At 62.4% G+C, this 22,143-nt stretch carries 23 protein-coding genes; 16 read left to right on the top strand and 7 right to left on the bottom strand.

The annotated features are described in order from the left end of the window. The first annotated feature begins 42 nt into the window (after window positions 1-42). The 5 genes from CKW07_RS18530 (at window position 43) to CKW07_RS18510 (ending at window position 5,732) form a co-directional block, all read left to right on the top strand. Window positions 43-684, top strand: a complete 642-nt coding sequence (locus CKW07_RS18530; RefSeq protein ID WP_095146437.1) for an FMN-dependent NADH-azoreductase — start codon at window positions 43-45, stop codon at window positions 682-684. A gap of 246 nt (window positions 685-930) precedes the next feature. Beyond that, window positions 931-1,329: a hypothetical protein gene (locus CKW07_RS25765; protein ID WP_095146448.1), complete on the top strand. Its 399-nt coding sequence runs from the start codon at window positions 931-933 to the stop codon at window positions 1,327-1,329. A 319-nt stretch (window positions 1,330-1,648) separates the two neighbouring features. Then, window positions 1,649-2,392, top strand: coding sequence for a protein-L-isoaspartate(D-aspartate) O-methyltransferase (locus CKW07_RS18520; RefSeq protein ID WP_256577066.1), 744 nt, complete (start codon window positions 1,649-1,651; stop codon window positions 2,390-2,392). A 2-nt stretch (window positions 2,393-2,394) separates the two neighbouring features. Next, window positions 2,395-4,827, top strand: coding sequence for an SAM-dependent methyltransferase (locus CKW07_RS18515; protein WP_095146436.1), 2,433 nt, complete (start codon window positions 2,395-2,397; stop codon window positions 4,825-4,827). Between the two features lie 164 nt (window positions 4,828-4,991). Beyond that, window positions 4,992-5,732 (top strand): Mut7-C RNAse domain-containing protein, encoded by a 741-nt coding sequence (locus CKW07_RS18510; protein ID WP_095146435.1) that lies wholly within the window; start codon window positions 4,992-4,994, stop codon window positions 5,730-5,732. Window positions 5,733-5,876: 144 nt separating this feature from the next. Here the strand turns inward: CKW07_RS18510 and CKW07_RS18500 are convergent, their stop codons facing one another. The 3 genes from CKW07_RS18500 to CKW07_RS18490 all read right to left on the bottom strand — a co-directional run bounded on the left by CKW07_RS18500 (window position 5,877) and on the right by CKW07_RS18490 (window position 7,671). After that, a complete protein-coding gene (locus CKW07_RS18500) occupies window positions 5,877-6,269 on the bottom strand; it encodes a GFA family protein (protein ID WP_095146434.1) in 393 nt (130 codons plus the stop codon). Between the two features lie 54 nt (window positions 6,270-6,323). Beyond that, window positions 6,324-6,587: a hypothetical protein gene (locus tag CKW07_RS18495; protein WP_095077374.1), complete on the bottom strand. Its 264-nt coding sequence runs from the start codon at window positions 6,585-6,587 to the stop codon at window positions 6,324-6,326. Window positions 6,588-6,861: 274 nt separating this feature from the next. Further along, window positions 6,862-7,671 carry an alpha/beta fold hydrolase gene (locus tag CKW07_RS18490; protein WP_095146433.1) on the bottom strand — a complete coding sequence of 270 codons (810 nt, stop codon included), beginning with the start codon at window positions 7,669-7,671 and terminating at the stop codon, window positions 6,862-6,864. Window positions 7,672-7,919: 248 nt separating this feature from the next. Between CKW07_RS18490 and CKW07_RS18485 the strand changes: the two genes are divergently transcribed. Continuing rightward, a complete protein-coding gene (locus CKW07_RS18485; protein WP_095146432.1) occupies window positions 7,920-8,582 on the top strand; it encodes a glutathione S-transferase family protein in 663 nt (220 codons plus the stop codon). Between the two features lie 12 nt (window positions 8,583-8,594). Here CKW07_RS18485 and CKW07_RS18480 read toward each other — a convergent pair whose 3' ends face one another. Then, a complete protein-coding gene (locus CKW07_RS18480; protein WP_095146431.1) occupies window positions 8,595-9,134 on the bottom strand; it encodes a hypothetical protein in 540 nt (179 codons plus the stop codon). Window positions 9,135-9,425: 291 nt separating this feature from the next. Between CKW07_RS18480 and CKW07_RS18475 the strand changes: the two genes are divergently transcribed. The 5 genes from CKW07_RS18475 (at window position 9,426) to CKW07_RS18455 (ending at window position 15,711) form a co-directional block, all read left to right on the top strand. Then, on the top strand, window positions 9,426-9,911 hold the full coding sequence (locus tag CKW07_RS18475; RefSeq protein ID WP_095146430.1) for an adenosine-specific kinase: 486 nt from the start codon (window positions 9,426-9,428) through the stop codon (window positions 9,909-9,911). Between the two features lie 147 nt (window positions 9,912-10,058). Further along, complete coding sequence (locus tag CKW07_RS18470; protein ID WP_095146429.1) at window positions 10,059-11,432, top strand: glutamine synthetase family protein; 1,374 nt, start codon at window positions 10,059-10,061, stop codon at window positions 11,430-11,432. A gap of 7 nt (window positions 11,433-11,439) precedes the next feature. Continuing rightward, window positions 11,440-12,831: an aldehyde dehydrogenase family protein gene (locus CKW07_RS18465; RefSeq protein WP_095146428.1), complete on the top strand. Its 1,392-nt coding sequence runs from the start codon at window positions 11,440-11,442 to the stop codon at window positions 12,829-12,831. Between the two features lie 3 nt (window positions 12,832-12,834). After that, complete coding sequence (locus CKW07_RS18460) at window positions 12,835-13,995, top strand: iron-containing alcohol dehydrogenase (protein WP_095146427.1); 1,161 nt, start codon at window positions 12,835-12,837, stop codon at window positions 13,993-13,995. A 153-nt stretch (window positions 13,996-14,148) separates the two neighbouring features. Next, window positions 14,149-15,711 carry an amino acid permease gene (locus tag CKW07_RS18455; RefSeq protein ID WP_095146426.1) on the top strand — a complete coding sequence of 521 codons (1,563 nt, stop codon included), beginning with the start codon at window positions 14,149-14,151 and terminating at the stop codon, window positions 15,709-15,711. Window positions 15,712-15,777: 66 nt separating this feature from the next. Here the strand turns inward: CKW07_RS18455 and CKW07_RS18450 are convergent, their stop codons facing one another. After that, window positions 15,778-16,878, bottom strand: a complete 1,101-nt coding sequence (locus tag CKW07_RS18450; protein WP_095146425.1) for a polyamine ABC transporter substrate-binding protein — start codon at window positions 16,876-16,878, stop codon at window positions 15,778-15,780. A 356-nt stretch (window positions 16,879-17,234) separates the two neighbouring features. On the opposite strand from CKW07_RS18450, the gene CKW07_RS18440 reads away from it, so the two are divergent. Continuing rightward, window positions 17,235-17,954 (top strand): SDR family oxidoreductase, encoded by a 720-nt coding sequence (locus CKW07_RS18440; protein ID WP_095146423.1) that lies wholly within the window; start codon window positions 17,235-17,237, stop codon window positions 17,952-17,954. A 37-nt stretch (window positions 17,955-17,991) separates the two neighbouring features. Here CKW07_RS18440 and CKW07_RS18435 read toward each other — a convergent pair whose 3' ends face one another. Then, a complete protein-coding gene (locus CKW07_RS18435) occupies window positions 17,992-18,663 on the bottom strand; it encodes a DUF2268 domain-containing putative Zn-dependent protease (protein WP_095146422.1) in 672 nt (223 codons plus the stop codon). A 312-nt stretch (window positions 18,664-18,975) separates the two neighbouring features. On the opposite strand from CKW07_RS18435, the gene CKW07_RS18430 reads away from it, so the two are divergent. The 3 genes from CKW07_RS18430 to CKW07_RS18420 all read left to right on the top strand — a co-directional run bounded on the left by CKW07_RS18430 (window position 18,976) and on the right by CKW07_RS18420 (window position 20,861). After that, on the top strand, window positions 18,976-19,860 hold the full coding sequence (locus tag CKW07_RS18430) for a ChaN family lipoprotein (protein WP_095146421.1): 885 nt from the start codon (window positions 18,976-18,978) through the stop codon (window positions 19,858-19,860). Window positions 19,861-19,950: 90 nt separating this feature from the next. Then, complete coding sequence (locus CKW07_RS18425) at window positions 19,951-20,325, top strand: GFA family protein (protein ID WP_095146420.1); 375 nt, start codon at window positions 19,951-19,953, stop codon at window positions 20,323-20,325. A 104-nt stretch (window positions 20,326-20,429) separates the two neighbouring features. Continuing rightward, the gene (locus CKW07_RS18420) at window positions 20,430-20,861 is read left to right on the top strand and encodes a hypothetical protein (RefSeq protein ID WP_095146419.1); all 432 of its coding nucleotides are present in this window, start codon (window positions 20,430-20,432) and stop codon (window positions 20,859-20,861) included. Window positions 20,862-20,876: 15 nt separating this feature from the next. Here CKW07_RS18420 and CKW07_RS18415 read toward each other — a convergent pair whose 3' ends face one another. Next, window positions 20,877-21,266, bottom strand: coding sequence for a cytochrome c family protein (locus CKW07_RS18415; RefSeq protein WP_095146418.1), 390 nt, complete (start codon window positions 21,264-21,266; stop codon window positions 20,877-20,879). A 186-nt stretch (window positions 21,267-21,452) separates the two neighbouring features. Here CKW07_RS18415 and CKW07_RS18410 point away from each other — a divergent pair, with 186 nt between their 5' ends. Further along, window positions 21,453-22,124 (top strand): GntR family transcriptional regulator, encoded by a 672-nt coding sequence (locus tag CKW07_RS18410; RefSeq protein ID WP_095146417.1) that lies wholly within the window; start codon window positions 21,453-21,455, stop codon window positions 22,122-22,124. Window positions 22,125-22,143 lie beyond the last annotated feature (19 nt).

Here is a 22,143-nt window from a genome sequence, read left to right as displayed (position 1 = left end):
ATGTTCCCACCTGTCCTATCTCCCTACCACTCGAGGCGCGTCATGACGACTCTTCTCCATATTCAATGTTCTCCACGCAAGCAACGTTCGGCCTCCCTTGAAGTCGCCCGCAGCTTCATTGCGCGCTATCAAGAAAACACACCGGACACCGAAATCATCACGCTCGACCTTTGGAACATGGCTTTGCCGGAATTCGATGACCTGGCAATGGAGGCCAAATACGCCGGACTCAATGGCACGCCCTTGACCCCCGCACAACAAGACGCCTGGAACACGTTGAAAGATTTGGCAGCTCACCTGCACCGCTCGGATGTGCTTGTGATGTCCGTACCGCTATGGAATTTCAGTATCCCGTACAAACTCAAGCACTTCATCGACCTGGTGTCGCAGAAAGACATCCTGTTCAGCTTTGACCCGGAGCGTGGCCTGGAAGGCATGCTGCTCAACAAAACCGCGGTGGTGATGTACGCCCGTGGATTGGATTTTTCGGCGCAGTCGATCACGCCGGCAGCGCGCTTCGACTTTCAGAAGCCTTATGTTGAAGCCTGGCTAAGATTTGTCGGCGTGACGGATGTGCATTCGGTGATTGTGGAGAAAACCATCCTGGGGGAAGACGTTGATATCAGCGCGCGTGAGGCTGCGACTCAGCAAGCCAGGAGATTGGCAGATCGTATTTGTCGCTGACTCTTCAGGGGCTCTGGTGGGTGTATGGCATTAAGAAAGAGGAGCCCATATACGGACATCGAGATAGCAAACCTCAAAGGGGCCGAACACTGAGGCCGTTGGCTATTTAAGCAGCGGCTCCCTAGAACTTTTCCCTATTTATCGGTCTATTTGGATAAGCACATCCGCTCGGCAAGCACGAACCCGCAGGTTTCCCGCAGCCAGATGGCCACACGTCCAATTGTCAATCAGAGGTTGTCTTCGCTCATGAAATTCCATGATCCACGGATGGTGCTCTTCGGCCTGTTCGCGTTCGCGGCAGTGGGCTCGGCATCAGCAACACAGATGAAGACCTCAACCCCTGTTTTCGCAACTGAAGTCGCAGCCGTTCAGGCTCCGGTCCAGGCTGCCGGCAATCCTTGGCCAACCTTGGCCAGTATGGCCGGCAAGCAGCCAGGGCCATTGCTTGCCCATGACGACCGATACTGGCATGACGGCCGTTGGCACGATCGTAGAGACGATTGGCGCCGAGACAACTGGCGTAGAGATAATTGGCGTAGAGAGCAAGCCCGCCGAGAAGCCGAACGCCATCGTGATTGGGAGCGCCACCATGATCGGGCCATGCGGCACCGCTACGAGGACGATCGCCGCTACTATCGTCGCTAGTGCGACGCCCCGGGATCAATCCGCCTGCAACACGGGCACTGCTCCGCCAACCTGCGAAACCGGGACTCAAACCGGCCCGACATAGCAGTGCTCGCCCACTAGGTGTTCGGTCCCGGATGCGTTTCTGAGTAATAACGTGCATTGTGAGCCTGTTGTCGCAGCTTGCTATGAAGCTAAGGTATCGCGATGCCGGTAGTATTACAGGTTGCGATATTTTCTCAGGCAGTCGCCGCAGCCTGGTTTGATCGCCAGCACCCCGGCTTGCCGAGCCAGCCCGCCGGCCATACGATTCGACTATTCCTCAGACGGAGGAGTCATTGTGAAGCCGGTGATGCTCCTGACGCGCATCCTGGCGCCTGCCATCGCTCTGGCGCTGGCATCCGCCGGCCTGCATGCCGACGACCCGTTCGCGCCGTTGCGTGACGCCATGGTGCGGGAGATCGCCAACCTGTCGTCCGTCACCCGCGACGAAACCGGCAGGGTCGAGTTTGCCGCGCCGGTGATGGCCGCGATGGCCAAGGTGCCGCGCCATAAGTTCGTCCCGCCCGACGAAGTGCCCTACGCCTACGAGAACCGCCCGCTGCCGATCGGCTACGGCCAGACCATCTCCCAGCCCTACATCGTCGCCCTGATGACCGACCTGACGCAGGTCGGGCCCGGCGACGTGGTACTCGAGATCGGCACTGGCTCGGGTTACCAGGCGGCGATCCTCGCCGAGCTGGCGCAGGCGGTCTACACGATGGAGATCATCGAGCCGCTGGCAGTGCAGGCCGGGAAGCGCCTGGGCCGGCTGGGATATGCGAAGGTGCAGGCCCGGCTGGGCGATGGCTACCACGGCTGGCCCGAGCACGGGCCTTACGACGCCATCCTCGTCACCGCCGCCGCCAGCCATGTGCCGCCGCCACTGATCGCCCAGCTCAAGGCCGGCGGACGGATGGTAATCCCGGTCGGCGCGCCGTTCATGATCCAGTACCTGCTGCTGATCGAGAAGGCCGGCGATGGCAGTGTGTCCACCCGGCAGGTGCTGCCTGTGCGCTTCGTGCCGCTGGTCGGAGGCGGTTGAGCATGCATTCGCCGCCATTGCTCGCCCTGGCGCTGCTGTCTGCCTCCGCGCTCGGCTATGAGGTGCTGCTGCTGCGACTGCTTTCGATCATCCAGTGGCACCATTTCGCCTACATGATGATCAGCGTCGCGCTGCTCGGCTACGGCGCTGCCGGCACCGCCGTGGCGCTGGCGCGGCCGGTGCTGGCGCCACGCTTCCACGGCGTGTTCATCGGCGGCGCGGTGCTGTTCGGGCTGAGCGCCATCGCCTGCTTCAGCCTGGCCCAGCAGGTTCCGTTCAATCCCCTCGAGATCCTCTGGGACGCGCGGCAGTCGGCGCGCCTGCTGATGATCTACCTGCTGCTGTTCGTGCCGTTCTTCTGCGCGGCGGTGTGCATCTGCCTGACCTTCACCTGCTTTCAGGAACAGATTCACCGGATCTACGCCTTCGACATTCTCGGCGCCGGCGTGGGCAGCCTGGTGATCGTCGCCGCGCTGTTCGCCCTGACGCCCGTCGATGCGCTGCGGCTGCTGGCCGGCACCGGTATCGCCGCCGGGGCGCTGGCCGGCATGGCTTGCACGGGGCATAGGCACTGGCTCGCGCCGTTGCTGCTGGCGGCGGCAGTCGCGGTGCCGGCCGGCGTGCCCGGGCGCTGGATCGCCCTGTCGCCCTCCGAGTACAAGGAACTGAGCCAGACGCTGCGTATTAAGGATGCGCGCGCAATCGCCCAGACCTGGAGTCCTCTGGGCCTGCTCACGATCGTCGACAGCCCGACCATTCCCCTGCGCCACGCGCCGGGCCTAAGCCTCAACGCGACGCAGGAACCGCCCGCACAACTGGCCATCTTCACCGACGGCGACGGCCTTTCCGTGCTGAACCGCTATGACGGGCGCCGCGAGCCGCTCGCCTACCTGGACTACCTGACCTCGGCTCTGCCCTATCACCTGCTGCACCAACCCCGCGTGCTGGTGCTGGGCAGCGGCGCTGGCGCCGATGTGCTGCAGGCGATCTACCACGGCGCCAGCGCGGTGGATGCCATCGAACTGAACCCGCAGGTGATCGATCTTGTCCAGCGCCGCTTCGCCGACTTCTCCGGCAAGCCGTACAGCGCACCCAACGTTCGTGTGCTGATCGGCGAGGCGCGCGGCCTGGTGGCTTCGCGCGAAGAGCCTTACGACCTGATCCAGATAGCCCTACTGGACTCCTTCGGCACCGCCTCGGGCGGCCTGCATGCGCTGTCCGAGAACTACCTGTACACGGTGGATGCCTTCGCCGAGTACCTGCGCCATCTCGCGCCCGGCGGCCTGTTGGCCATCACCCGCTGGGTCACCCTGCCGCCCCGCGATGTTCCCAGGCTGCTGGCCACCGCGGCCGCGGCCATCGAGCGCGACGGGCAGGCCAGCGCGGCGCGGCGCATCGTCATGATCCGCGGCTGGAAGACCGCGACGCTGCTGGTCAGCAACAGGGATTTCGACGACGCCGGCATCGCCGTGCTGCGGGAGTTCTGCCGGGCGCGCTCCTTCGACCTGGCCTACTACCCCGGGATGACCGTGGCCGAGGCGAACCGCTACAACCTGCTCGACCGGCCCTGGTTCTTCGAAGCGGCGCAGGCCCTGCTGTCCGGCGAGCGCGCGCAGTTCCTGGCACGCTACAAGTTCGACGTGCGTCCGACCATGGATGACCGGCCGTATTTCTTCCACTTCTTCAAGTGGCGCTCGCTGCCGGAACTGCTGGCGCTGAAGGAGCAGGGCGGCCTGTCAATGCTGGAGTGGGGCTATCCGGTGCTGATCGCCACGCTGCTGCAGTCCAGCGTGGCCGCCGTGCTGCTGATCCTGGCGCCGCTATGGGTGGCGCGGCGGCGCCAGCGGCGCTCTCGGAATGCGGCTTTGGCCAGGTTCGAACGTCGGGTCGTGTCCTACTTCGCCGCCATCGGCTTCGCCTTCATGTTCGTGGAAATCGCCTTCATCCAGAAGTTCACCCTTTTCCTCAGCCACCCGTTGTATTCGGTGGCGGTAACGCTCAGCGCATTCCTGATCTTCGCTGGCCTCGGCAGCCGTTACTCCGGCCGGCGGCGGGGGGACATTGGAACGGGTGTGGGGACCCATCATCCATTGGCGCGGCCAGTCCTGGCGATCTGCGCGATCGCCCTGCTCTACCTGATCGCCCTGCCCCCGTTGTTCCAGCTGCTGGCGCCGGTGCGGACCCTCGCCAGGTTCGGCATCTGCGCCGCGCTGGTAGCGCCGCTGGCGTTCGCCATGGGCATGCCGTTTCCGCTCGGACTCGGGCGCGTCTCCGCGCGCGCCGAAGCACTGGTGCCGATCGCCTGGGGCGTCAATGCCAGCGTATCGGTGGTGGCGGCCGTGCTGGCGACCCTGCTGGCGATCCACCTGGGCTTCACCGTGGTGTTGCTGCTGGCGTTGCTGCTGTATCTCGCGGCGGCGGTCGTGTTTCCCTGATCGCGGCGGTTCGCAGCGACGTCAACAGACCCTGGTGGGTTGTGGATTCAACCGGTCGATGCAACAGATTGGCTCAATCTTTCAGCGGGTGTTTCGTAGCGGCCTGCCGGAGAAGATGTCCGGACTAGACTCGCTCATCCTGCAGCCCTGCCATACTGTTCAGCATGACCAGTGCAACCTTCCGCTTCTACGAGGAGCTCAACGATTTCCTGCCGGCCGAACGGCGGCGGCAATCCTTCACCTGCGAGTGCGCGCGAGGGGCGACGGTCAAGCACATGATCGAGGCGCTCGGGGTACCGCACACCGAGGTCGAGCTGGTGCTGCTCAACGGCGAGTCGGTGGGCTTCGAGCGGGTGATCTTCGACAGTGACCGGCTGGCGGTGTATCCCAAGTTCGAAGCGCTGGACATCAGCCCGCTGCTAAAGGTTCGTGCGCAACCTTTACGGGTGCTGCGCTTCGTCGCTGATGCGCACCTTGGCGGGCTGGCCAGCCTGCTGCGCATGAGCGGCTTCGACACCCTCTACGACAATGGCTTCGAGGATGGCGAGATCGCCGAGATCGCTGCGCAGCAAGGGCGCATCGTGCTAACCCGCGACCGCGAACTGCTCAAGCGGCGGATCATCAGCCACGGCTGTTATGTGCATGCCCTGAAACCGTCGCTGCAGCTGCGCGAATTGTACGAGCGCCTCGACCTGGCGCGTAGCGCGCGACCATTCAGCCTGTGCCTTCATTGCAACCTGCCGCTGCACGAGATCAGCCCAGAACTGGCTCGGCCGCAGGTGCCGCCACGCATTGGCGCCCTCTATTCGCACTTCCTGCGCTGCGACGCCTGCCAACGGGTTTACTGGGAGGGTTCGCACTGGCGCGGCATGTGTGCACTGCTGGCACCTCTGCTGGACCGATAGCCGCCAGGCCATGGGCCAGGCGCACAGTGATCCGCAGGTGTTGGCTGTTCTCGCGCACGGTGCGTTCGGCCGAGCGAAACGGCGCGCCGGTCACCGCCGCGATGGCGCCACGGCGCATCAACGCCGTCGCACCGCTCGTGCCACCTACTCCTCGAAGCGACCCGTAGCGTCACGATCGCGCTCGTATCGCCTCGTGAGCGCAAACGGCGGCAACCAGGACTCGCGACGGACGATCCAGCTTTCGTAGGTTGGCACCAGTTGATCAGGGGCATCCAGGGATCCCAGGTTCACTTCGACTTCGTCGGCAGTGCGCGCGAAAACGGACGAGCCGCAACGGGGACAGAAAAACCGCCCGGCGTAGTCGCCTGTTTCACCTTCGATCGTCACCGCATCCTGAGGGAATATTGCGGAGGCGTGAAAAAGCGCCCCATGGTGCTTGCGGCAGTCGAGACAGTGACAAAGGCCGACCCGGTATGGGCGTCCAGACGCCACAATCCGGACGTTGCCGCACAGGCAGCCACCCGTGAATCGGTCCATGCTGCGCCTCCTCTTAGAACAACCACTGGGGGTCGAGAGGGATGGATCTAACGATCAGTATTTGATGTCACGAGCCGTGCGGCGCGTATCCTGCTTGGTTCTGCGCTTGTCCTGACGACATTGTGCATTGCTCTTTTCATTGTCCGCTCTGCAGTCATATTTTGTCTGCCTTGCCGTGGAGCGCCCTTCCTGCCTCGTATCCCGCGCTTCGCGCCGTTGCTCACCCTGCTCGGTCGCGTACGCCGGTACCGACACCCACTGCATGCCAGCGGCGATGGCCAGGGTCGCCAGGGCCATCAAGTAGTGCTTGCGAATCATCGTCTTCCTCCCATTCAAGAACACTCGATCACTTCGGTGCCCAATCATCAGCCGCACCCGGCTCCAGACCGTTCACTCACCGAGTGATGTGCTGGGGAAATATGCCTCACATCGTTCGCTCACAACCCACAAAACCTCCGCGCGATACATGAAATCTGACGATACGACTACCTGGGTGGACCCGCAAGGGCTGTGAACTTCTCCGGTGCATCGACCGATTGAGTCCACAGTCGAAAGCCGCCCTTCATGACTGGCAGCTTGCTCTCAAGCGTCGTCATTCATCCGCAATGGACTCAAGGAGTCGACCGACGGCATCCAGCACCACCTCGGGGGCTTCTCGATGGGGGACATGCTGGCAATTGTCCAGAATCAGGTAATCCCCGGGCGTCGTCGCGAGCCTGGCGATGCGCACGGGATGCAAAGCGGAGCCGTATTCGTCGTGCTCGCCATGCAGCGCAAGCAGTGGGCAATCAATGGCGTCGATTGTGCTTTCAAGCGTCCAGTCGCTGAAGGCTTCCGACAACCAGGTGTCGGTCCAGGCCGACAGCACCCAGTGCGCTTTGTCGCCATGGTACTTCTCAAGACGCGCCATCTGCCCTGGCGCTTCGAATTGCGCCTTGGCAACCCGAATGCCGTGCAGCGTCCGCTCTTCGACAAACGCCTGTGCCGCGATGGTGATCAACGCGACGCAGCTTTGTGGGTACAGGGCGGCGCAATGCGCTGCCATCGCGCCGCCAACGCTATGGCCCAGGGCAATGAACCGGTCCAGTTGCAACTCGGTCCTGAGAATCGCGAAGAAGCGCTCGGCTTCGTCGCGAATGAAATGCAGGGGCAAATCTCCCGGGTAAGCATCGGACTCCCCGAAGCCGAGCCGGTCGTAGGCAATCACCTCATGCCCCGTGACCTGACAGAGCCGCTCTGGAAAGTCTCGCCACAGCTGGACGCATCCAAGGGAGTCATGAAAGAGCACGATCGGTGGCTTTACCCGGCTGCACGCCACGCCCAGCGGCAACCAGCGTCGCGCAAACAAGCGCCCGTAAGGTGTATCGATCCAGACTGTTTCGGCATTGATGAACGATGGCATTAAAGTCCTCGGCTGACCGCTCAGGGGCATTGGCTAGCGAAGCGTACCCGTGGCGAGTATACCGATCAGAACGGTAGGGAAATTCGGCAACCGGGTAGAGACAACGCCTGTCGAGACGCAACATTGCCACACGCCCCGTCAACTCGTCCCGCTGGATGACCTCGCGCATTGGCGCACGCCGGCTGATAATGCAGTGGTTTCCCTGATTGCCAGCAGTGCTCCCAGCTCGTTCGCCGAGGATCCGAAAAATGCCGCTGACCCTTTACTTCCATCCGCTGGCGTCGTTCTGCCACAAAGTGCTGATTGCGCTCTACGAACACGGCATCGAATTCGAAAGGAGGATCATCGATCTCGCCAACGATGCCGACAGAGCCGAGCTTCAGGCGCTATGGCCAATCGGCAAATTCCCGGTCATCCGCGATCACGCCCGGCAGCGCGATGTGCCGGAGTCGAGCGTCATCATCGAGTATCTGGACCGATATCATACAGGCCCACACCACCTGCTTCCCGGCGATTGGGATACCGCGCTAGAGGTCCGTCTGTGGGACCGTTTTTTTGACCACTACATCCAGGAGCCGATGCAACAGATCGTCGCCGATCGCCTGCGTGGCACTGCCGGCGACATGACGGGCGCGCGGACCACACTGATGACCGCGTACGGCATGCTCGAGCGCCAGATGGCATCCAGAACCTGGGTGGCCAGCCCGGACTTCAGCATGGCCGATTGCGCCGCGGCCCCGGCACTGTTCTATGCCAGCACGCTCCTGCCATTTCCCGATGGCTATCGGCACTTGAGCGCCTATTTCGACAGGCTGACGCACCGACCGTCATTCCAGCGGGTCATCGACGAAGCCAGGCCCTACTTTTTCCTCTATCCGTTTGCCGACGCCATCCCTGAGCGGTTTCGCTAGCAACCGGGCAATTCAGCCGGAGAACACATAGCGTCCCTTGACCTTTTTGGGTGCAAGAAACGCCAGGTCCGGAAACAGCTTCTGGCGAACGTAGCAGACGAAAACCAACAGACCAATACTGATAGCCAGGCCGACAAAGGTTGCGACAGAGCCTGAGGCCAGCCCTTCCAACTGCCTCGGCGCAGAGACCAGCGACAGCATAATGTAGGCGTTGTAAGCACCCGCCAGGTGGTTGTAGAACCCCCAGGCAAACAACAGCGGGATCAGCGCGCTCAGGCCGCCAATGATCCACCCGGCGTTAGGCCCGATGCTTGAGCCCACGGCAAAACCGATCAGCAGTGCCAAGGTGGCCTGGATAAACATGAGTGTAATCACGGTATTAACCTTGCGGTCATGCATATCGCAGAGATAGGGGTCCGGATTTGAAGCGATCAAATAAGCAAGCAGCCTGTCCTTGACCCCTTGGCCTGAAAGCTGAGCGAATACTTCCGACTTGGGGACTCCGGACGAAAGCAGTTCCTTTACTTTGGCTTTAGCTTCTTTTTTGTTCATATCAAGTGACGACTCCATGGCACACACTCACATTGCGATGAGGTCTGAAGCGAGGTGATCACGCGGCCACACGCCTGGTGGACGGTGTTCCCTTCAGCCCGTTCAGGTCACTGAGCAAGCATAGCTATTAATTTGCCAGTGTTGTTCACACGCCAGCCATGGCCGCTTTTCCGCAGGCGCCCCCCGTATCGGGTCCAAAGCACTTGATGGACAGAGCCAGGCCCCATGAGTGGCTATGCTTGAACTTGTTGCCAACCCCTGGCAGCCACATCGTGGAAGGAGGCGTTCGAGATGCAGCTCATCACGTTGAAAATCGACAAGCCGGAGGCGACAAACTTCATCTTTGGCCAGACGCACTTCATCAAGTCCGTCGAGGACATCCACGAAGCCCTGGTCAATACCGTCCCGGGCATCCTGTTCGGCGTGGCCTTTTGTGAAGCCTCCGGCAAATGCCTGGTGCGCTGGTCCGGCACCGATACCGCGATGATCGAACTGGCCCGCCAGAATGCGCAAACCATCGGCGCCGGTCATAGCTTCATGATCTTCCTGGGCGACGGCTTTTATCCGTTGAATGTATTGAACGCCGTGAAGATGGTGCCGGAGGTCTGCCGGATCTTTTGTGCAACGGCCAATCCCACTGAAGTGATTGTCGCCGAGACGGCACAAGGACGTGCGGTCCTGGGTGTGGTGGATGGCTTCTGTGCCCGGGACATCGAAGGCGACGACGATATCCTGTGGCGCAAGGACCTTTTGCGCCAGATCGGCTACAAACTGTGATCGGCGAGACGCACGCGCGGCAACAGTAGGCTAGGCTCTGAGCAGCTCATTGCTCACGATGCTCGATTCTGCAGGTTTGGGTTTTCTGGAGAGCGTCTGCAACAGCTATCTCAGACAGGCCCAAACTGTTCACGCAGGACTGACGTGATGACCGAGCCCCTCTTAAGCTTTGACGCCCTCAAGCGCGCCGCTGCCAGCGGTGAAATCGATACCGTGCTGGTCTGCATGATCGACATGCAAGGACGATTGGTCGGCAAGCGCTTCCAGGTCGAGTTTTTCATCGACAGCGGCCATGAAGAAACCCACTGCTGCAACTACCTGCTGGCCGACGACATCGATATGGAACCGGTGCCAGGTTACGCCGCGGCCAGCTGGAGCAAAGGCTATGGCGATTTTGTGCTCAAGCCCGACATGGCCACGCTGCGGCGCGTGCCCTGGTTGGAATGCACGGCGCTGGTGCTCTGCGACGTGCTCGATCATCACCATCGGCAGGACCTGCCGCACAGCCCGCGGGCGATTCTGAAAAAGCAGGTCGAGCGCCTGCGCGAGCGCGGCTATACCGGCATGTTCGCCTCGGAGCTCGAGTTCTACCTGTTTGATGAAAGCTATGAGGCCATCCACCAGCGCAACTACCACCACCCCAAGACGGCCGGTCATTACATCGAGGATTACAACATCCTGCAGACGACTCGCGAGGAGCCGGTGCTGCGGGCCATTCGCAAGCACCTGCAGGCATCCGGCATTCCCGTGGAAAACTCCAAGGGCGAATGGGGCCCCGGCCAGGAAGAGATCAACATCCGCTATGCCGATGCCCTGACCATGGCCGACCACCATGTCATCATCAAGCACGCCTGCAAGGAGATCGCGCAATTGCAGGGCAAGGCGATCACCTTCATGGCCAAGTGGCGCTATGACGCCGCCGGTTCCAGCAGCCACATCCATAATTCGCTGTGGGACAAGAACGCTAAAAAGCCGCTGTTCTTCGACCCCAAGGCCGAGTTTGGCATGTCGGCGCTGATGCGCTCGTGGGTGGCCGGGCAGCTCAAGTACGCCAACGACATCACCTGCTTTCTCGCGCCCTATATCAACTCCTACAAGCGCTTCCAGGCCGGCACCTTCGCGCCGACGCGGGCGGTGTGGAGTCGGGACAACCGCACCGCGGGCTTTCGCTTGTGTGCCGAAGGCAGCAAGGCCATCCGCATCGAGTGCCGCATCGGCGGTGCCGACCTCAACCCCTACCTGGCCTTCGCCGCGCTGATTGCTGCGGGGCTGGCCGGGATCGACGAGAAGCTCGAGCTCGCGCCACCTTTCGAGGGTGATGCCTATCAGGATGAACAGTTGCCTGAGGTGTCGAAGACCTTGCGCGAGGCCTGCGCCGCACTCAAGACCTCGCGTATGTTGCGCGAGGCCTTGAGTGATGAAGTGATCGATCACTATGTGCACACCGCCGAGTGGGAGCAGAAAGAGTACGACCGGCGGATAACCGACTGGGAACTGCAGCGCGGCTTCGAGCGCTATTGAGAACACCATGACGGCGAAGGTTCAGCTCATCTCCCCGGTCGATGGCCGGGTCTACGTCGAACGCCAGTGCGCCGATGCCGCACAGATCGAGCAGGCGCTAGTGGCCGCCGCAACGGCCCAGGAGCACTGGAAACGTCGGCCATTGAACGAACGCGCGGTGTTGTGCAACGCCGCCGTGGACGCGATGCTGTCGATGCAGGATCAAATCGTGCCAGAGCTGGCGTGGCAAATGGGCCGCCCGGTGCGCTTTGGTGCCGGTGAACTGCGGGGTTTCGCAGAACGTGCCCGCTACATGATCGCCATCGCCGCCGACGCGCTGGCGGCAGTAGAGCCCGAGCCGATTTCAGGTTTTCGGCGCACGATCAAGCGCGAGCCGCTGGGCACGGTGCTGGTGGTCGCGCCCTGGAACTACCCCTACCTGACGGCGGTGAACACCATCATCCCGGCGCTGATGGCGGGCAACAGCGTGATCCTCAAGCATGCCACGCAAACCCTGCTGGTCGGCGAACGTTTCGCCGAAGCCTTGCGTCGCGCCCATTTGCCCACCGGCCTGTTCCACAACCTGCTGCTCGATCATCGGCAGACCGCCGCGATCATTGCTTCGGGCCGTGTGCAACAAGTGAACTTCACCGGCTCAGTCCAGGCCGGCGTGGCCATGGAGGCCGCCGCCATGGGGCGTTTTATCGGCATGGGGCTGGAACTGGGCGGCAAGGACCCGGCCTACGTACGGGCGGACGCCAATCTTGAGCATGCGGTGGAAAACCTGGTCGACGGCAGCTTCTTCAACTCCGGGCAAAGCTGCTGCGCCATCGAGCGCATCTATGTCGACCACAGCCTCTACCCGGCCTTTGTCGAGCGTTTCGTCGCCTTGACCGGCCAGTATGTGCTGGGCAACCCGCTGGACGAAGCCACCACGCTCGGCCCGCTGGTTTCACCGAGTGCCGCGGAGTTCGTTCGCGGACAGATTGCCCAGGCCCTGGCACAGGGCGCCAGGGCGCTGATCGATCCAGCGGCCTTTGCCGCCGATGTACCGGGCAGTGCCTATATGGCCCCGCAGGTCCTGGTGGATGTCACCCACCAGATGTCGGTGATGCGCGAGGAAAGCTTCGGCCCGGTGGTCGGCATCATGCCGGTGGCCGGCGACGAGCAAGCCATTGCCTTGATGAACGACAGTCAGTTCGGGCTCAGCGCCTCCCTCTGGACCCAGGACCTCGCTGCCGCCGAACGCCTGGGCGATGAGCTCGCCACCGGTACGGTATTCATGAACCGCTGCGACTATCTGGACCCGGCGCTGGCCTGGACCGGGGTGAAACACAGCGGACGCGGCATCACCCTCTCGCGCCTTGGCTACGAGCACCTGACCCGAGCCAAATCCTTCCATCTGCGCCACGAGGTGTAGAGCATGAGCCTGACCGGAAACTGGAACTACCCCACGAGCATTCGCTTCGGTGTCGGGCGCATTGCCGAACTGGCCGAGGTCTGTCGCAGCCAGGGTATCCGGCGACCGTTACTGGTCACCGACAGTGGCCTGGCGCGCGCGCCGATCACCCGCGCGGCGCTGGACGCCATGACGGCCGCCGGCCTTGGCGTCGCGCTGTTTTGTGACCTCAAGCCCAATCCGGTGGAAGCCAACCTGGCAGGCGGGCTCGATGCCTGGCGCGCCGGCCAGCACGACGGGGTGGTCGCCTTCGGCGGTGGCAGCGGCCTGGACATGGGCAAGCTGATTGCTTTCATGAGCGGCCAGACCCGACCGGTCTGGGATTTCGAAGACATCGGCGACTACTGGACCCGCGCCGACGACAGCCACATCGCCCCGGTCATTGCGGTACCGACCACCGCCGGGACGGGCTCTGAAGTCGGCCGGGCGGCGGTGATCATCGACGAGCGCACGCACACCAAGCGCATCATCTTCCATCCGAAGATGATGCCGCGCGTGGTCATCAGCGACCCGGCCCTCACCGTCGGCATGCCGGCCAAGGTCACCGCCGGCACCGGTATGGATGCGTTCGCCCATTGCCTGGAGTCCTACTGCGCCCCCGGTTTTCACCCCATGGCCGAAGGCATTGCGGTGGAAGGCATGCGCCTGGTCGCCAATGCGCTGGTGCGGGCCGTCCACATGCCGTCGGACCTCGACGCGCGCGCACTCATGCTCGCCGCCGCCGCGATGGGCGCCACCGCCTTCCAGAAAGGCCTGGGCGGGATGCACGCCCTCTCCCATCCGGTGGGCGCCCTGTACGACACCCATCACGGCATGACCAACGCCACTTTCATGCCCTACGTCCTGCAGTTCAATCGACCGGCCATCGAGGAGCGCATCACCCGCCTGGCGGCGTATCTGCGCCTGCCCTCCCCGGGCTTCGACAGTTTCCTGGCTTTCGTCCTCAAGCTGCGCAAGGACATCGGCGTCCCCCACACGCTGTTCGAGTTGGGCGTGGATGACCGGCAGGCCGACCTGATCGCAGACATGGCGATTGTCGACCCCTCGGCCAGCGGCAACCCGCTGCCATTGACCCGGGGTGGTGCGGCGAGCATTTTCGACGCGGCGTATCACGGCCGCCTCTAGAGCAGTCGCCTGTCCGGGGCTGAGGCTTGTTCACGCATCAGGACAGGTGTGATCCGTTAGCAGCAGGAGCAGTACGACAAGGTGTTGAAGGCCAGCCCATTGCGCGACGCATACGCCAATGGATCTGAATCAAAACCTGATGGGGCACACACAATGAATCCAGTAAGCCAGCCCGGCACCGACGCGCAAGACGATGACGTCAAGGTGCTGCACAGCATGGGCTATGCCCAGCAACTCTCACGCCGAATGGGCGTTTTCTCCAACTTTGCCATTTCCTTTTCGATCATCTGCATCCTCTCGGGTGGCATCAATTCACTGGCCCAGGGCACCTCGGGCGCGGGCGGCGCGGCCATCGGCATCGGCTGGCCAATCGGCTGCCTGATCTCCGGGGTGTTCGCCATGGCCATGGCGCAGATCTCCTCGGCCTACCCCACCGCAGGTGGCCTCTATCATTGGGGTTCGATTCTCGGTAATCGCTTCACCGGCTGGCTGACGGCCTGGTTCAACCTGTTGGGACTGGTGACGGTGCTTGGCGCGATCAACGTCGGTACCTATTACTTCTTTTTCGGTGCCTTCGGGCCGGCCCTGGGAATGGAAGACACGATCACCACACGGATCATTTTCCTGGCCATCCTCACGGGCATCCAGGCCTTGTGTAACCACTTCGGGATCGGGCTGACCGCAAAGCTCACCGACTTCTCGGGCTACCTGATCTTCGCCACGGCGATCGCACTGACCATCACTTGCCTGATCGCGGCCCCCAGCTATGAGTTCGTCCGGCTGGTGACCTTCGGCAACTATTCCGGCGAGAGCGGCGGCAACGTCTGGCCACAGGTCTCCAATAGCTGGATCTTCATGCTCGGCCTGCTGTTGCCGATCTACACCATCACCGGTTATGACGCTTCGGCGCATACCTCCGAGGAGACCCGGCAGGCGGCCAAATCGGTGCCGGTGGGGATGGTCATGTCGGTGGTCTGGTCGCTGCTGTTTGGCTGGCTCATGCTCAGCTCGTTCGTGCTGATGCTGCCCAGCATGGACGAAGCGGCAACCAAGGGTTGGAACGTGTTCTTCTGGGCGATGGACACCCAGGTCAATCCCGCCGTCAAGATGGCGCTGTACCTGGCGATTTTCATCTCGCAGTTTCTCTGCGGGCTGGCCACCGTGACCTCGGTCTCGCGGATGATTTTCGCTTTCTCTCGTGACGGCGGCCTGCCCTGCTCGAAAGCACTGGCCAGGGTCTCACCCACCCATCGCAGCCCGGTCGCGGCGATCTGGACCGGTGCCACGCTGGCGGTGCTGTTCGTCTGGGGATCGTCCCTGGTCTCGATCGGCGAAACGCCGGTCTACACCATCGTGGTGTCCTGCACGGTGATCTTCCTGTTCTTCTCGTTCATCATTCCCATCGTGCTGGGCCTGTTCACCTTCGGCACCCCGAAGTGGCCGACCATGGGCCCGTGGAACATGGGCCGCTGGTTGTACTCGTTCTTTGCAATCCTCTCGATCCTGTCCATGGTGCTGATCTTCATCATCGGCATCCAGCCACCGAACGACTGGGCGCTGTACATCACCATCGGCTTCCTGATCCTGACCGCCATTGTCTGGTTCGCCTTTGAAGCCCGGCGCTTCCAGGGCCCGCCCGTGGGCGAGATGATCATCAAGCGCCAGGCTGAAATCGCCGCGGCCGAAGAGGCGTTGAACAAACAAGCGCCAAGCTGATCGCCCCCCTGAAAAAGCGGGACGCCGAGCGTCCCGCCCAAGGGCGAAACGGTTTGGCCGCGGGTATTACTTGTCTGACTTGATGCTGGTCCAGACCCGGGTACGCACCCGTTCGAGCTTTTGCGGCAGCGGTTGCACGACATAGAGCTTTTTCAAGGCCTCGCGGGTCGGCGTCAGGTCCGGGTTGCCCGTGATCTCTTTGTTGATCAGCGCCAGCGAGTCTTTGTTGGGGTTGGGATAACCGAGAAAGTCACTGATGGGCGCAATGACTTTCGGGTCCAGCAGGGTGTTGAGAAATTCGTGGGCCTCGGTGACATTCTTCGCGCTTTTGGGGATGGCAAAGGTGTCGAACCAGATCGGCGCGCCCTCCTTGGGCAAGCGCCAGTCGACGACCACGCCGTTACCCGCCTCTTTGGCGCGATTGCCGAACTGGTAGAAACTGCCGGAGTAGCCGATGGCGACGCAAATATCGCCATTGGCGATGTCGGTCATGTACTTGGCAGAGTTGAAGTAGGTGACGTAAGGGCGAATCTTCAACATCAGCGCCTTGGCTTTTTCGTAGTCATCCGGGTTCTGGCTGTTGGGGTCCAACCCCAGGTAATGCAGGGCCAGCGGCAGGATTTCCGAGGGTGAGTCGAGCATCGCCACGCCACAGGACTTGAGCTTCTCCATGTTCTCGGGCTTGAACACCAGGTCCCAACTGTCCACCGGTGCATTCTCCCCCAGCGCCGCCTTGACCTTGGCCGGATTGAAACCGATCAGCACAGTGCCGTACATATAAGGCACGCCGTACTGGTTACCGGGGTCGTTAGTGTCCAGCAGCTTGAGCAATTCAGGGTCCAGGTGTTGCCAGTTGGGTAACCTGGACTTGTCCAGTTTCTGGAACACACCGGCTTTGATCTGGGTATCGATGAACTGGTTCGACGGCACCACCAGGTCGTATCCCGAGTTACCGGTCAACAGCTTGGCTTCCAGGGCTTCGTTGGTGTCGAACGTGTCCCAGGTGACCTTGATCCCACTGTCCCTGGCAAAATCCTTGGGCACGGACGGCAGAATGTAGTCCGCCCAGTTGTACACCCGCAGTTCGCGCTGTTCGGCGTGCACTGCGCTGGCCAGCAGCGTCAGCCCACACAGCGTGACACCCAGCCTGCGTTTTATCGTGTCCATGTATGGCTCCCCAAGTGTGGCGTGAGTTCGATGGCTTTTATGTTCTGTACACGGCAGCGACCCTTGAAAAAGACCAAGGGCTGGAGGATCTGAAGCCTGGTGGTGGTTGCGCCGCACGCGACTCAATCCGCGCTCGGGTCCTGATTCTTGCTGACAGGCGTAGCGGTTCACAGTGGGCGGTTGGCCAAAAGGAGATTGTAATGGCCAATATGCGTGTCACCTCGACGCCTCACCCTCGGCACGGATGGATCCTCGACCTCCGGTAAACATCTGGAAACAGCTGGCGAGTTGCCACGCCTGGGCATCCTCTGTTTGCATCGCTTCCCTGGATCAACCACACGTCAAGGAGACAATCGATGAAAACCCTGGTGATAGGCGCCAGCAAAGGCTTGGGCAAGGCCCTGATCGAAGGATTGGGTGAGGCAGGCGATACGCTGGTGGGCGTCTCCCGCTCCCGGCCCGAAAACCTGATGGCAAGGGCCGGTGTTGATCTGAGATGGATTGAGGCCAACCTGGGCGAACCCGCAATGGCGGCGCAGATCATCGAGCAGGCGGTGATCGAGGATGGACTGGACACCCTGGTCTACAACCTGGGCATCTGGGAGGCGCTGGCCTTTGATCCGGCCTACGACTTCCGGGGGGATCACGACGACCAACTGCAAGCCATCGTCAACTGCAACATCACCTCGACCATTCTGCTGATCAAGCGCCTGCTTCCGGTACTGCTCAAAAGCGCCACTCCAAGGATCATCCTGACCGGATCGACATCTGGCTTGCCGCAGAGTGGGCGGCCGGAAGTGGCCTTCGGTGCCTCCAAGTTCGCCCTGCGCGGTATCGCCGACGCCTTGCGCGAGGGTTACCGGGACCAGCGCCTGGGCGTGACCTTGCTGAACCTCGGCTACCTGAATACCGAGGATGCGCTGAGCACACCACGAGCGCTGGCCGAGCAGCGCGGTGAAGGCCAACTGATCCCGGTGCATGACGTTGTACAGGTGGTGCGCATGGCCTTGAGCCTGTCTTCGGCCAGCTTCGTCAAGGAACTCACCTTGCCCGCGATCGGGGATGAGCGCTTCTGACGCTTGGGTAGAGGGTGGGCGTCCCCACCCTCGTCACTCAGGGTTCGAGCAGCACAATGCCTGCCTCAACCGCCGAGGCGATGATGTCCTTCGCCGGTACGTTGATCCAGGTGTCGGCGTCGACTTCCCCCGTTGCCGCCAGCCAGTGCCCGACCATCCGGTAACCGAGTGTATAGCCCAGCCACTTGGGGCGAGCCCCGGTACCGAAGAACCACTCGTTGTGGTCGTAGTACGTTGCCTCAAGTGCCTTGAGGTCGACGGGTGAGCGTGCCAACTCTGCGGCGGTGAGGGCCTGCTCCCAAGGCTCGGGTTCGCTGTCGAGCAACTGCCTGACAAACTGGCCGGCCAGCCCCTCGGTGACCAGCGCCTCGCCCAGGGTCCAGCCGTAGCCTGGCCCCGCCATGCGCAGGCAATGATGAACCTCGTGGATGACCTGCCGCTGCAAGGTGCCGTTGCGCAGGCTGGACGAGAAATTCGGGTTGTCCGGGTCGAGGGTCATCGAGAACATGCTGCTGCGATACGCTCGCCCGACGAGGCCCATTTCAGCGATGGTCTCGCCCGGCAGCCTCTGGATCAGCACATCCAGTCGTGGCGGCGGCAGCAGGCGGGAAATCGCCTGGTAGGCGACGTCGAATTCGTCGATCACATCACCACGAATCTCGCCAAGGCTCCCCGAGGCTTCCAGCCAGTGTAGCGTCCATGCGTCCATTGTCACCTCTTGATGGTCATCCCGGGCATGAAGTCCTTCGTCCGGGTGCGCCATCATAACCATCGGCAACCCGCCTGGCCAAAGCCGCTCTGTTTACCCTTGAAGACGTTTACGACCGGGACACTGGCGGCACGCTATGGTGACCCTCTACAGTTACACCAGGACGGTTGCCCCCTGCCTGTGGTCCACCGGAGCAGGTGCTGAGCGCCGATGCACTGTACGCGGAACGGGGCCACCCACTGATCATCGCGCGCTGATATCACCCCTCCTCCCCATCGGAACGAGGGGCTCTCTTTCTGACAAGGACTACCGATGCGCCTTCTGTTGCTTTGCCTGTTCGGCCTGTTGGCGGCCTGCCAATCCCATCACGTACTGCCGCCTCCGGCGCCGATCGCCCCGCAAGGGCGTGACCACGCCGACCTGGGAATGATCCGTGAACTCGCCACCGGCCACACTCTCACCCCGCAGCAACTGGTCGAGCGCCTCGCCAGCGCGCCGCGGGTACTGGTCGGCGAACAGCACGACAACCCCGATCACCACGCTTTGCAATTGTGGCTGCTGCGCGAACTGGCGGCGCAGCGCCCCCAGGGCAGCCTGCTGATGGAAATGCTCAACCCCGACCAGCAGGCCAGGGTCGATGCCGCGCAAGCCGCGACCCGTGCCGGCCAGCCACTGGCCGATCCTTACCAGGCACTGGCCTGGCAAGCCAACTGGGACTGGAGTGTGTATGGCGCGCTGGTGACCTACGCCCTGGGGCAACCCTACCCGCTGCTGGCGGCCAACCTGGACCGGGCGCAGATCAGGCAGATCTACAAACAGCGTCCTGTGCTTACCGGCGATGCCTCCACCGCCCCCCAGGTGCAAGCCACCCTGTTGGACGATATTCGCGAGTCCCATTGCGGCCTGTTGCCCGAAGCGCAGATGCCGGCGATGCTCGCCGTGCAGCAGCAACGTGACCGAGGCATGGCCGAGCGCCTGCTGGCCGCACCAACACCTGCGGTACTGTTGGCCGGGGCCTTCCATGTGCGCAAGGACCTGGGCGTGCCCCTGCACCTGAAAGACCTGGGAGCGGGCGAAGGCAATGCGGTGTTGGTGTTGGCCGAGGTCGGCAAGACCGTGACCGCCGAAAGCGCGGATTATGTGTGGTACACCGCCGCGCAACCGGCACAGGACCATTGCGCGAAACTGCGTCAGTAAACCCGGCCCTCGGGAGTGGCCCCGGCCGCTCCCCAATCGCCAAGGGGCACCTGAACGCTACAGTAGCGCGACGACATTGAGGACACCCCCATGGACGAACTTCACCACGGCAGTTGCCTGTGCGGCGCTGTGCACTACCAGCTATCCAGCGCGCTCAAGGCGATCACCCACTGCCATTGCCGCCGATGCCAAAAGGCCCATGGCGCAGCCTTCGCCACCTACGGCAGCGTACCCGGCTCGGCGTTGTCGCTCATAGACCCCACCGCCGCGCTCAAGGCGTATGAATCCTCCCCCGGTGTCACCCGGCAATTCTGCGGAGACTGTGGCGCGTCTCTGTTCTGGCGCGACTCACAGGGCCCCTATGCAGACTGGATCTCCATCGCCATTGCCACCCTGGATACACCGATGCCGCCTGCCCGGAAGAAACACAGTTGCCTTGACCAGAAAGCCTGCTGGTATGAATAGACGCCAGTCAGCCAACCCGCCGCAAAAAAAACCTGCGCAGCCCATTCGGCTGCTATTGTGCCGCGCTGAAAAATATCAACGGTTTGATTGCGAGGAAGTGGACGTTGAATAGTGACGAGAAAATGACCGGCGACCTGTTCGAAGTGGACAAGCGCCTGGCACTCAAGCCCGTGGTGGACTTCAACAGCTACCTGCGCACCGCCTTCGGCAACGGCCCCTGCACGTGCAGTCGCTGTGCCGCCAGCGCAGGCGACGAGACGGGCTATGAACACCGGCACACCTTCACCTTCGACGGCCAGCCGACCAACCGCCGCTTTGCCTCGACCTCAGGCAGCGATGTCCTGCTGATGCTGAAAAAGGCCTGGCTGTCCTACACCAAGGTCGAGCTGGACGTCAGCGGCACTCTGGCACTGGACACCGTCAAGGAATTTGTCGAGCCCGACCTGCACAAGCGACTGGTACCGCTGTTCGTGGCCAGTGGACTGGTCAAGGACATCGATGGCCAACTGCAGATCCAGGCGCACGTGGCTGGCTGATAACGGCCTTTCACATCACTGCGGCTGAAAGCCCTGCAAATACGCCAGCAGATTGTCGATTTTCTCCTGGTCGCTGAGCCCCCAGAAGATCATGCGGGTGCCGGGGACCACCGCCTTGGGGTCTTCGAGGTAGGCGGTCAGGGTGTCGCGGGTCCAGACGATGTCGGCGGCTTTCATGGCATCGGAGTACTGGTAGCCGGCGGCGCTGCCGGCCTGTCGGCCAAAAATGGCGTTGAGTGGCGGGCCGAATCCGGCCCGGGCCGACTCCCCGACTTGATGGCAGCCGCCGCAGATGCGCTTGAACAGCTTTTCGCCCGCCTGGGCATCCCCCGCCCCCGCGTTGACCGGGCTGGCCAGTCCGGCCATGAGTATCCAGACGAGGGTCAATGCTGCGGTGTTCTTCATGCTCGGTTTCCAGTCGGGAGTGGCTGAGCGCCAATGCGGGGCGTTATTGGAGCATGAACGGCCTCTGCGCCGCAGCCTGCGCTGTTAGCAAAGGTGATGCACCATCCAGGGTTGCCACGGGCCCGGGAAGCCCAAAGAAGGAATTTCGTATACCCTATCGGTATCTCACTCCAAACGACCGCCACCGTGAACCTACCCAGACTCAACGCTCCCGACCTCGGCAACACGCCTTCGACGTCGGAAATCATCACTCGCCACCTGCGTGACGCCATCGTCGCCGGGCACTTCGCCGAGGACGAGCCGATTCGTCAGGACGACATTGCCCGGCAATTCAACGTCAGCAAGATCCCGGTGCGCGAGGCCCTCAAGCGCCTGGAAGCTGAAGGCCTGGTGATGTTCCAGCGCAATCGCGGGGCGATGGTCACGCGGATTTCCGACGCGGAACTGGCGCAGATGTTCGAAGTGCGCATGCTGCTGGAAGACAAGGTGCTGCGCCTGGCCATCCCCAACATGACGCAGGACACCTTCGACCGCGCGGAGCGCATCTGCCAGGAGTTCATTGGCGAGGACGACGTCGGCCGCTGGGCCGAACTCAACTGGGAACTGCATTCCTGCCTGTATGAGCCGGCGCAACGCCCGTTCCTGGTCAGCCTGATTCGTTCGGTCAATGACAAGCTGGAGCGCTACCTGCGCATGCAGATGAGCCTCTCGGCCGGCAAGGAACGGGCCGATCACGAGCACCGGGAAATCATCAAAGCCTGCCGTGCCGGTGACGTCGACCTGGCGGTAAAGCTGCTGGACGAGCACATTGCCGGGGTCTGCAAGACCCTGTTCGAGCACCTGCCCCACAGCCACTGAGCCGCAGGCCACTGTGCTG

The sequence above is a fragment of the Pseudomonas sp. Irchel s3b6 genome, assembly GCF_900187415.1.
Taxonomy (GTDB): domain Bacteria; phylum Pseudomonadota; class Gammaproteobacteria; order Pseudomonadales; family Pseudomonadaceae; genus Aquipseudomonas.
Note: the sequence above shows the minus strand (reverse complement) of the source record. Positions and strands in the feature narration are given on the sequence as shown.

Bases quoted from the DNA above. Each gene is read 5' to 3' on its own strand.
- CKW07_RS18415 (WP_095146418.1), bottom strand. From the start codon at position 21,266: ATGAAGAACACCGCAGCATTGACCCTCGTCTGGATACTCATGGCCGGA.
- CKW07_RS18500 (WP_095146434.1), bottom strand. From the start codon at position 6,269: ATGGACCGATTCACGGGTGGCTGCCTGTGCGGCAACGTCCGGATTGTG.
- CKW07_RS18485 (WP_095146432.1), top strand. From the start codon at position 7,920: ATGCCGCTGACCCTTTACTTCCATCCGCTGGCGTCGTTCTGCCACAAA.
- CKW07_RS18450 (WP_095146425.1), bottom strand. From the start codon at position 16,878: ATGGACACGATAAAACGCAGGCTGGGTGTCACGCTGTGTGGGCTGACG.
- CKW07_RS18495 (WP_095077374.1), bottom strand. From the start codon at position 6,587: ATGATTCGCAAGCACTACTTGATGGCCCTGGCGACCCTGGCCATCGCC.
- CKW07_RS18510 (WP_095146435.1), top strand. From the start codon at position 4,992: ATGACCAGTGCAACCTTCCGCTTCTACGAGGAGCTCAACGATTTCCTG.
- CKW07_RS18435 (WP_095146422.1), bottom strand. From the start codon at position 18,663: ATGGACGCATGGACGCTACACTGGCTGGAAGCCTCGGGGAGCCTTGGC.
- CKW07_RS18460 (WP_095146427.1), top strand. From the start codon at position 12,835: ATGAGCCTGACCGGAAACTGGAACTACCCCACGAGCATTCGCTTCGGT.
- CKW07_RS18515 (WP_095146436.1), top strand. From the start codon at position 2,395: ATGCATTCGCCGCCATTGCTCGCCCTGGCGCTGCTGTCTGCCTCCGCG.
- CKW07_RS18440 (WP_095146423.1), top strand. From the start codon at position 17,235: ATGAAAACCCTGGTGATAGGCGCCAGCAAAGGCTTGGGCAAGGCCCTG.
- CKW07_RS18455 (WP_095146426.1), top strand. From the start codon at position 14,149: ATGAATCCAGTAAGCCAGCCCGGCACCGACGCGCAAGACGATGACGTC.
- CKW07_RS18475 (WP_095146430.1), top strand. From the start codon at position 9,426: ATGCAGCTCATCACGTTGAAAATCGACAAGCCGGAGGCGACAAACTTC.
- CKW07_RS18480 (WP_095146431.1), bottom strand. From the start codon at position 9,134: ATGAACAAAAAAGAAGCTAAAGCCAAAGTAAAGGAACTGCTTTCGTCC.
- CKW07_RS18490 (WP_095146433.1), bottom strand. From the start codon at position 7,671: ATGCCATCGTTCATCAATGCCGAAACAGTCTGGATCGATACACCTTAC.
- CKW07_RS18425 (WP_095146420.1), top strand. From the start codon at position 19,951: ATGGACGAACTTCACCACGGCAGTTGCCTGTGCGGCGCTGTGCACTAC.
- CKW07_RS25765 (WP_095146448.1), top strand. From the start codon at position 931: ATGAAATTCCATGATCCACGGATGGTGCTCTTCGGCCTGTTCGCGTTC.
- CKW07_RS18430 (WP_095146421.1), top strand. From the start codon at position 18,976: ATGCGCCTTCTGTTGCTTTGCCTGTTCGGCCTGTTGGCGGCCTGCCAA.
- CKW07_RS18530 (WP_095146437.1), top strand. From the start codon at position 43: ATGACGACTCTTCTCCATATTCAATGTTCTCCACGCAAGCAACGTTCG.
- CKW07_RS18465 (WP_095146428.1), top strand. From the start codon at position 11,440: ATGACGGCGAAGGTTCAGCTCATCTCCCCGGTCGATGGCCGGGTCTAC.
- CKW07_RS18470 (WP_095146429.1), top strand. From the start codon at position 10,059: ATGACCGAGCCCCTCTTAAGCTTTGACGCCCTCAAGCGCGCCGCTGCC.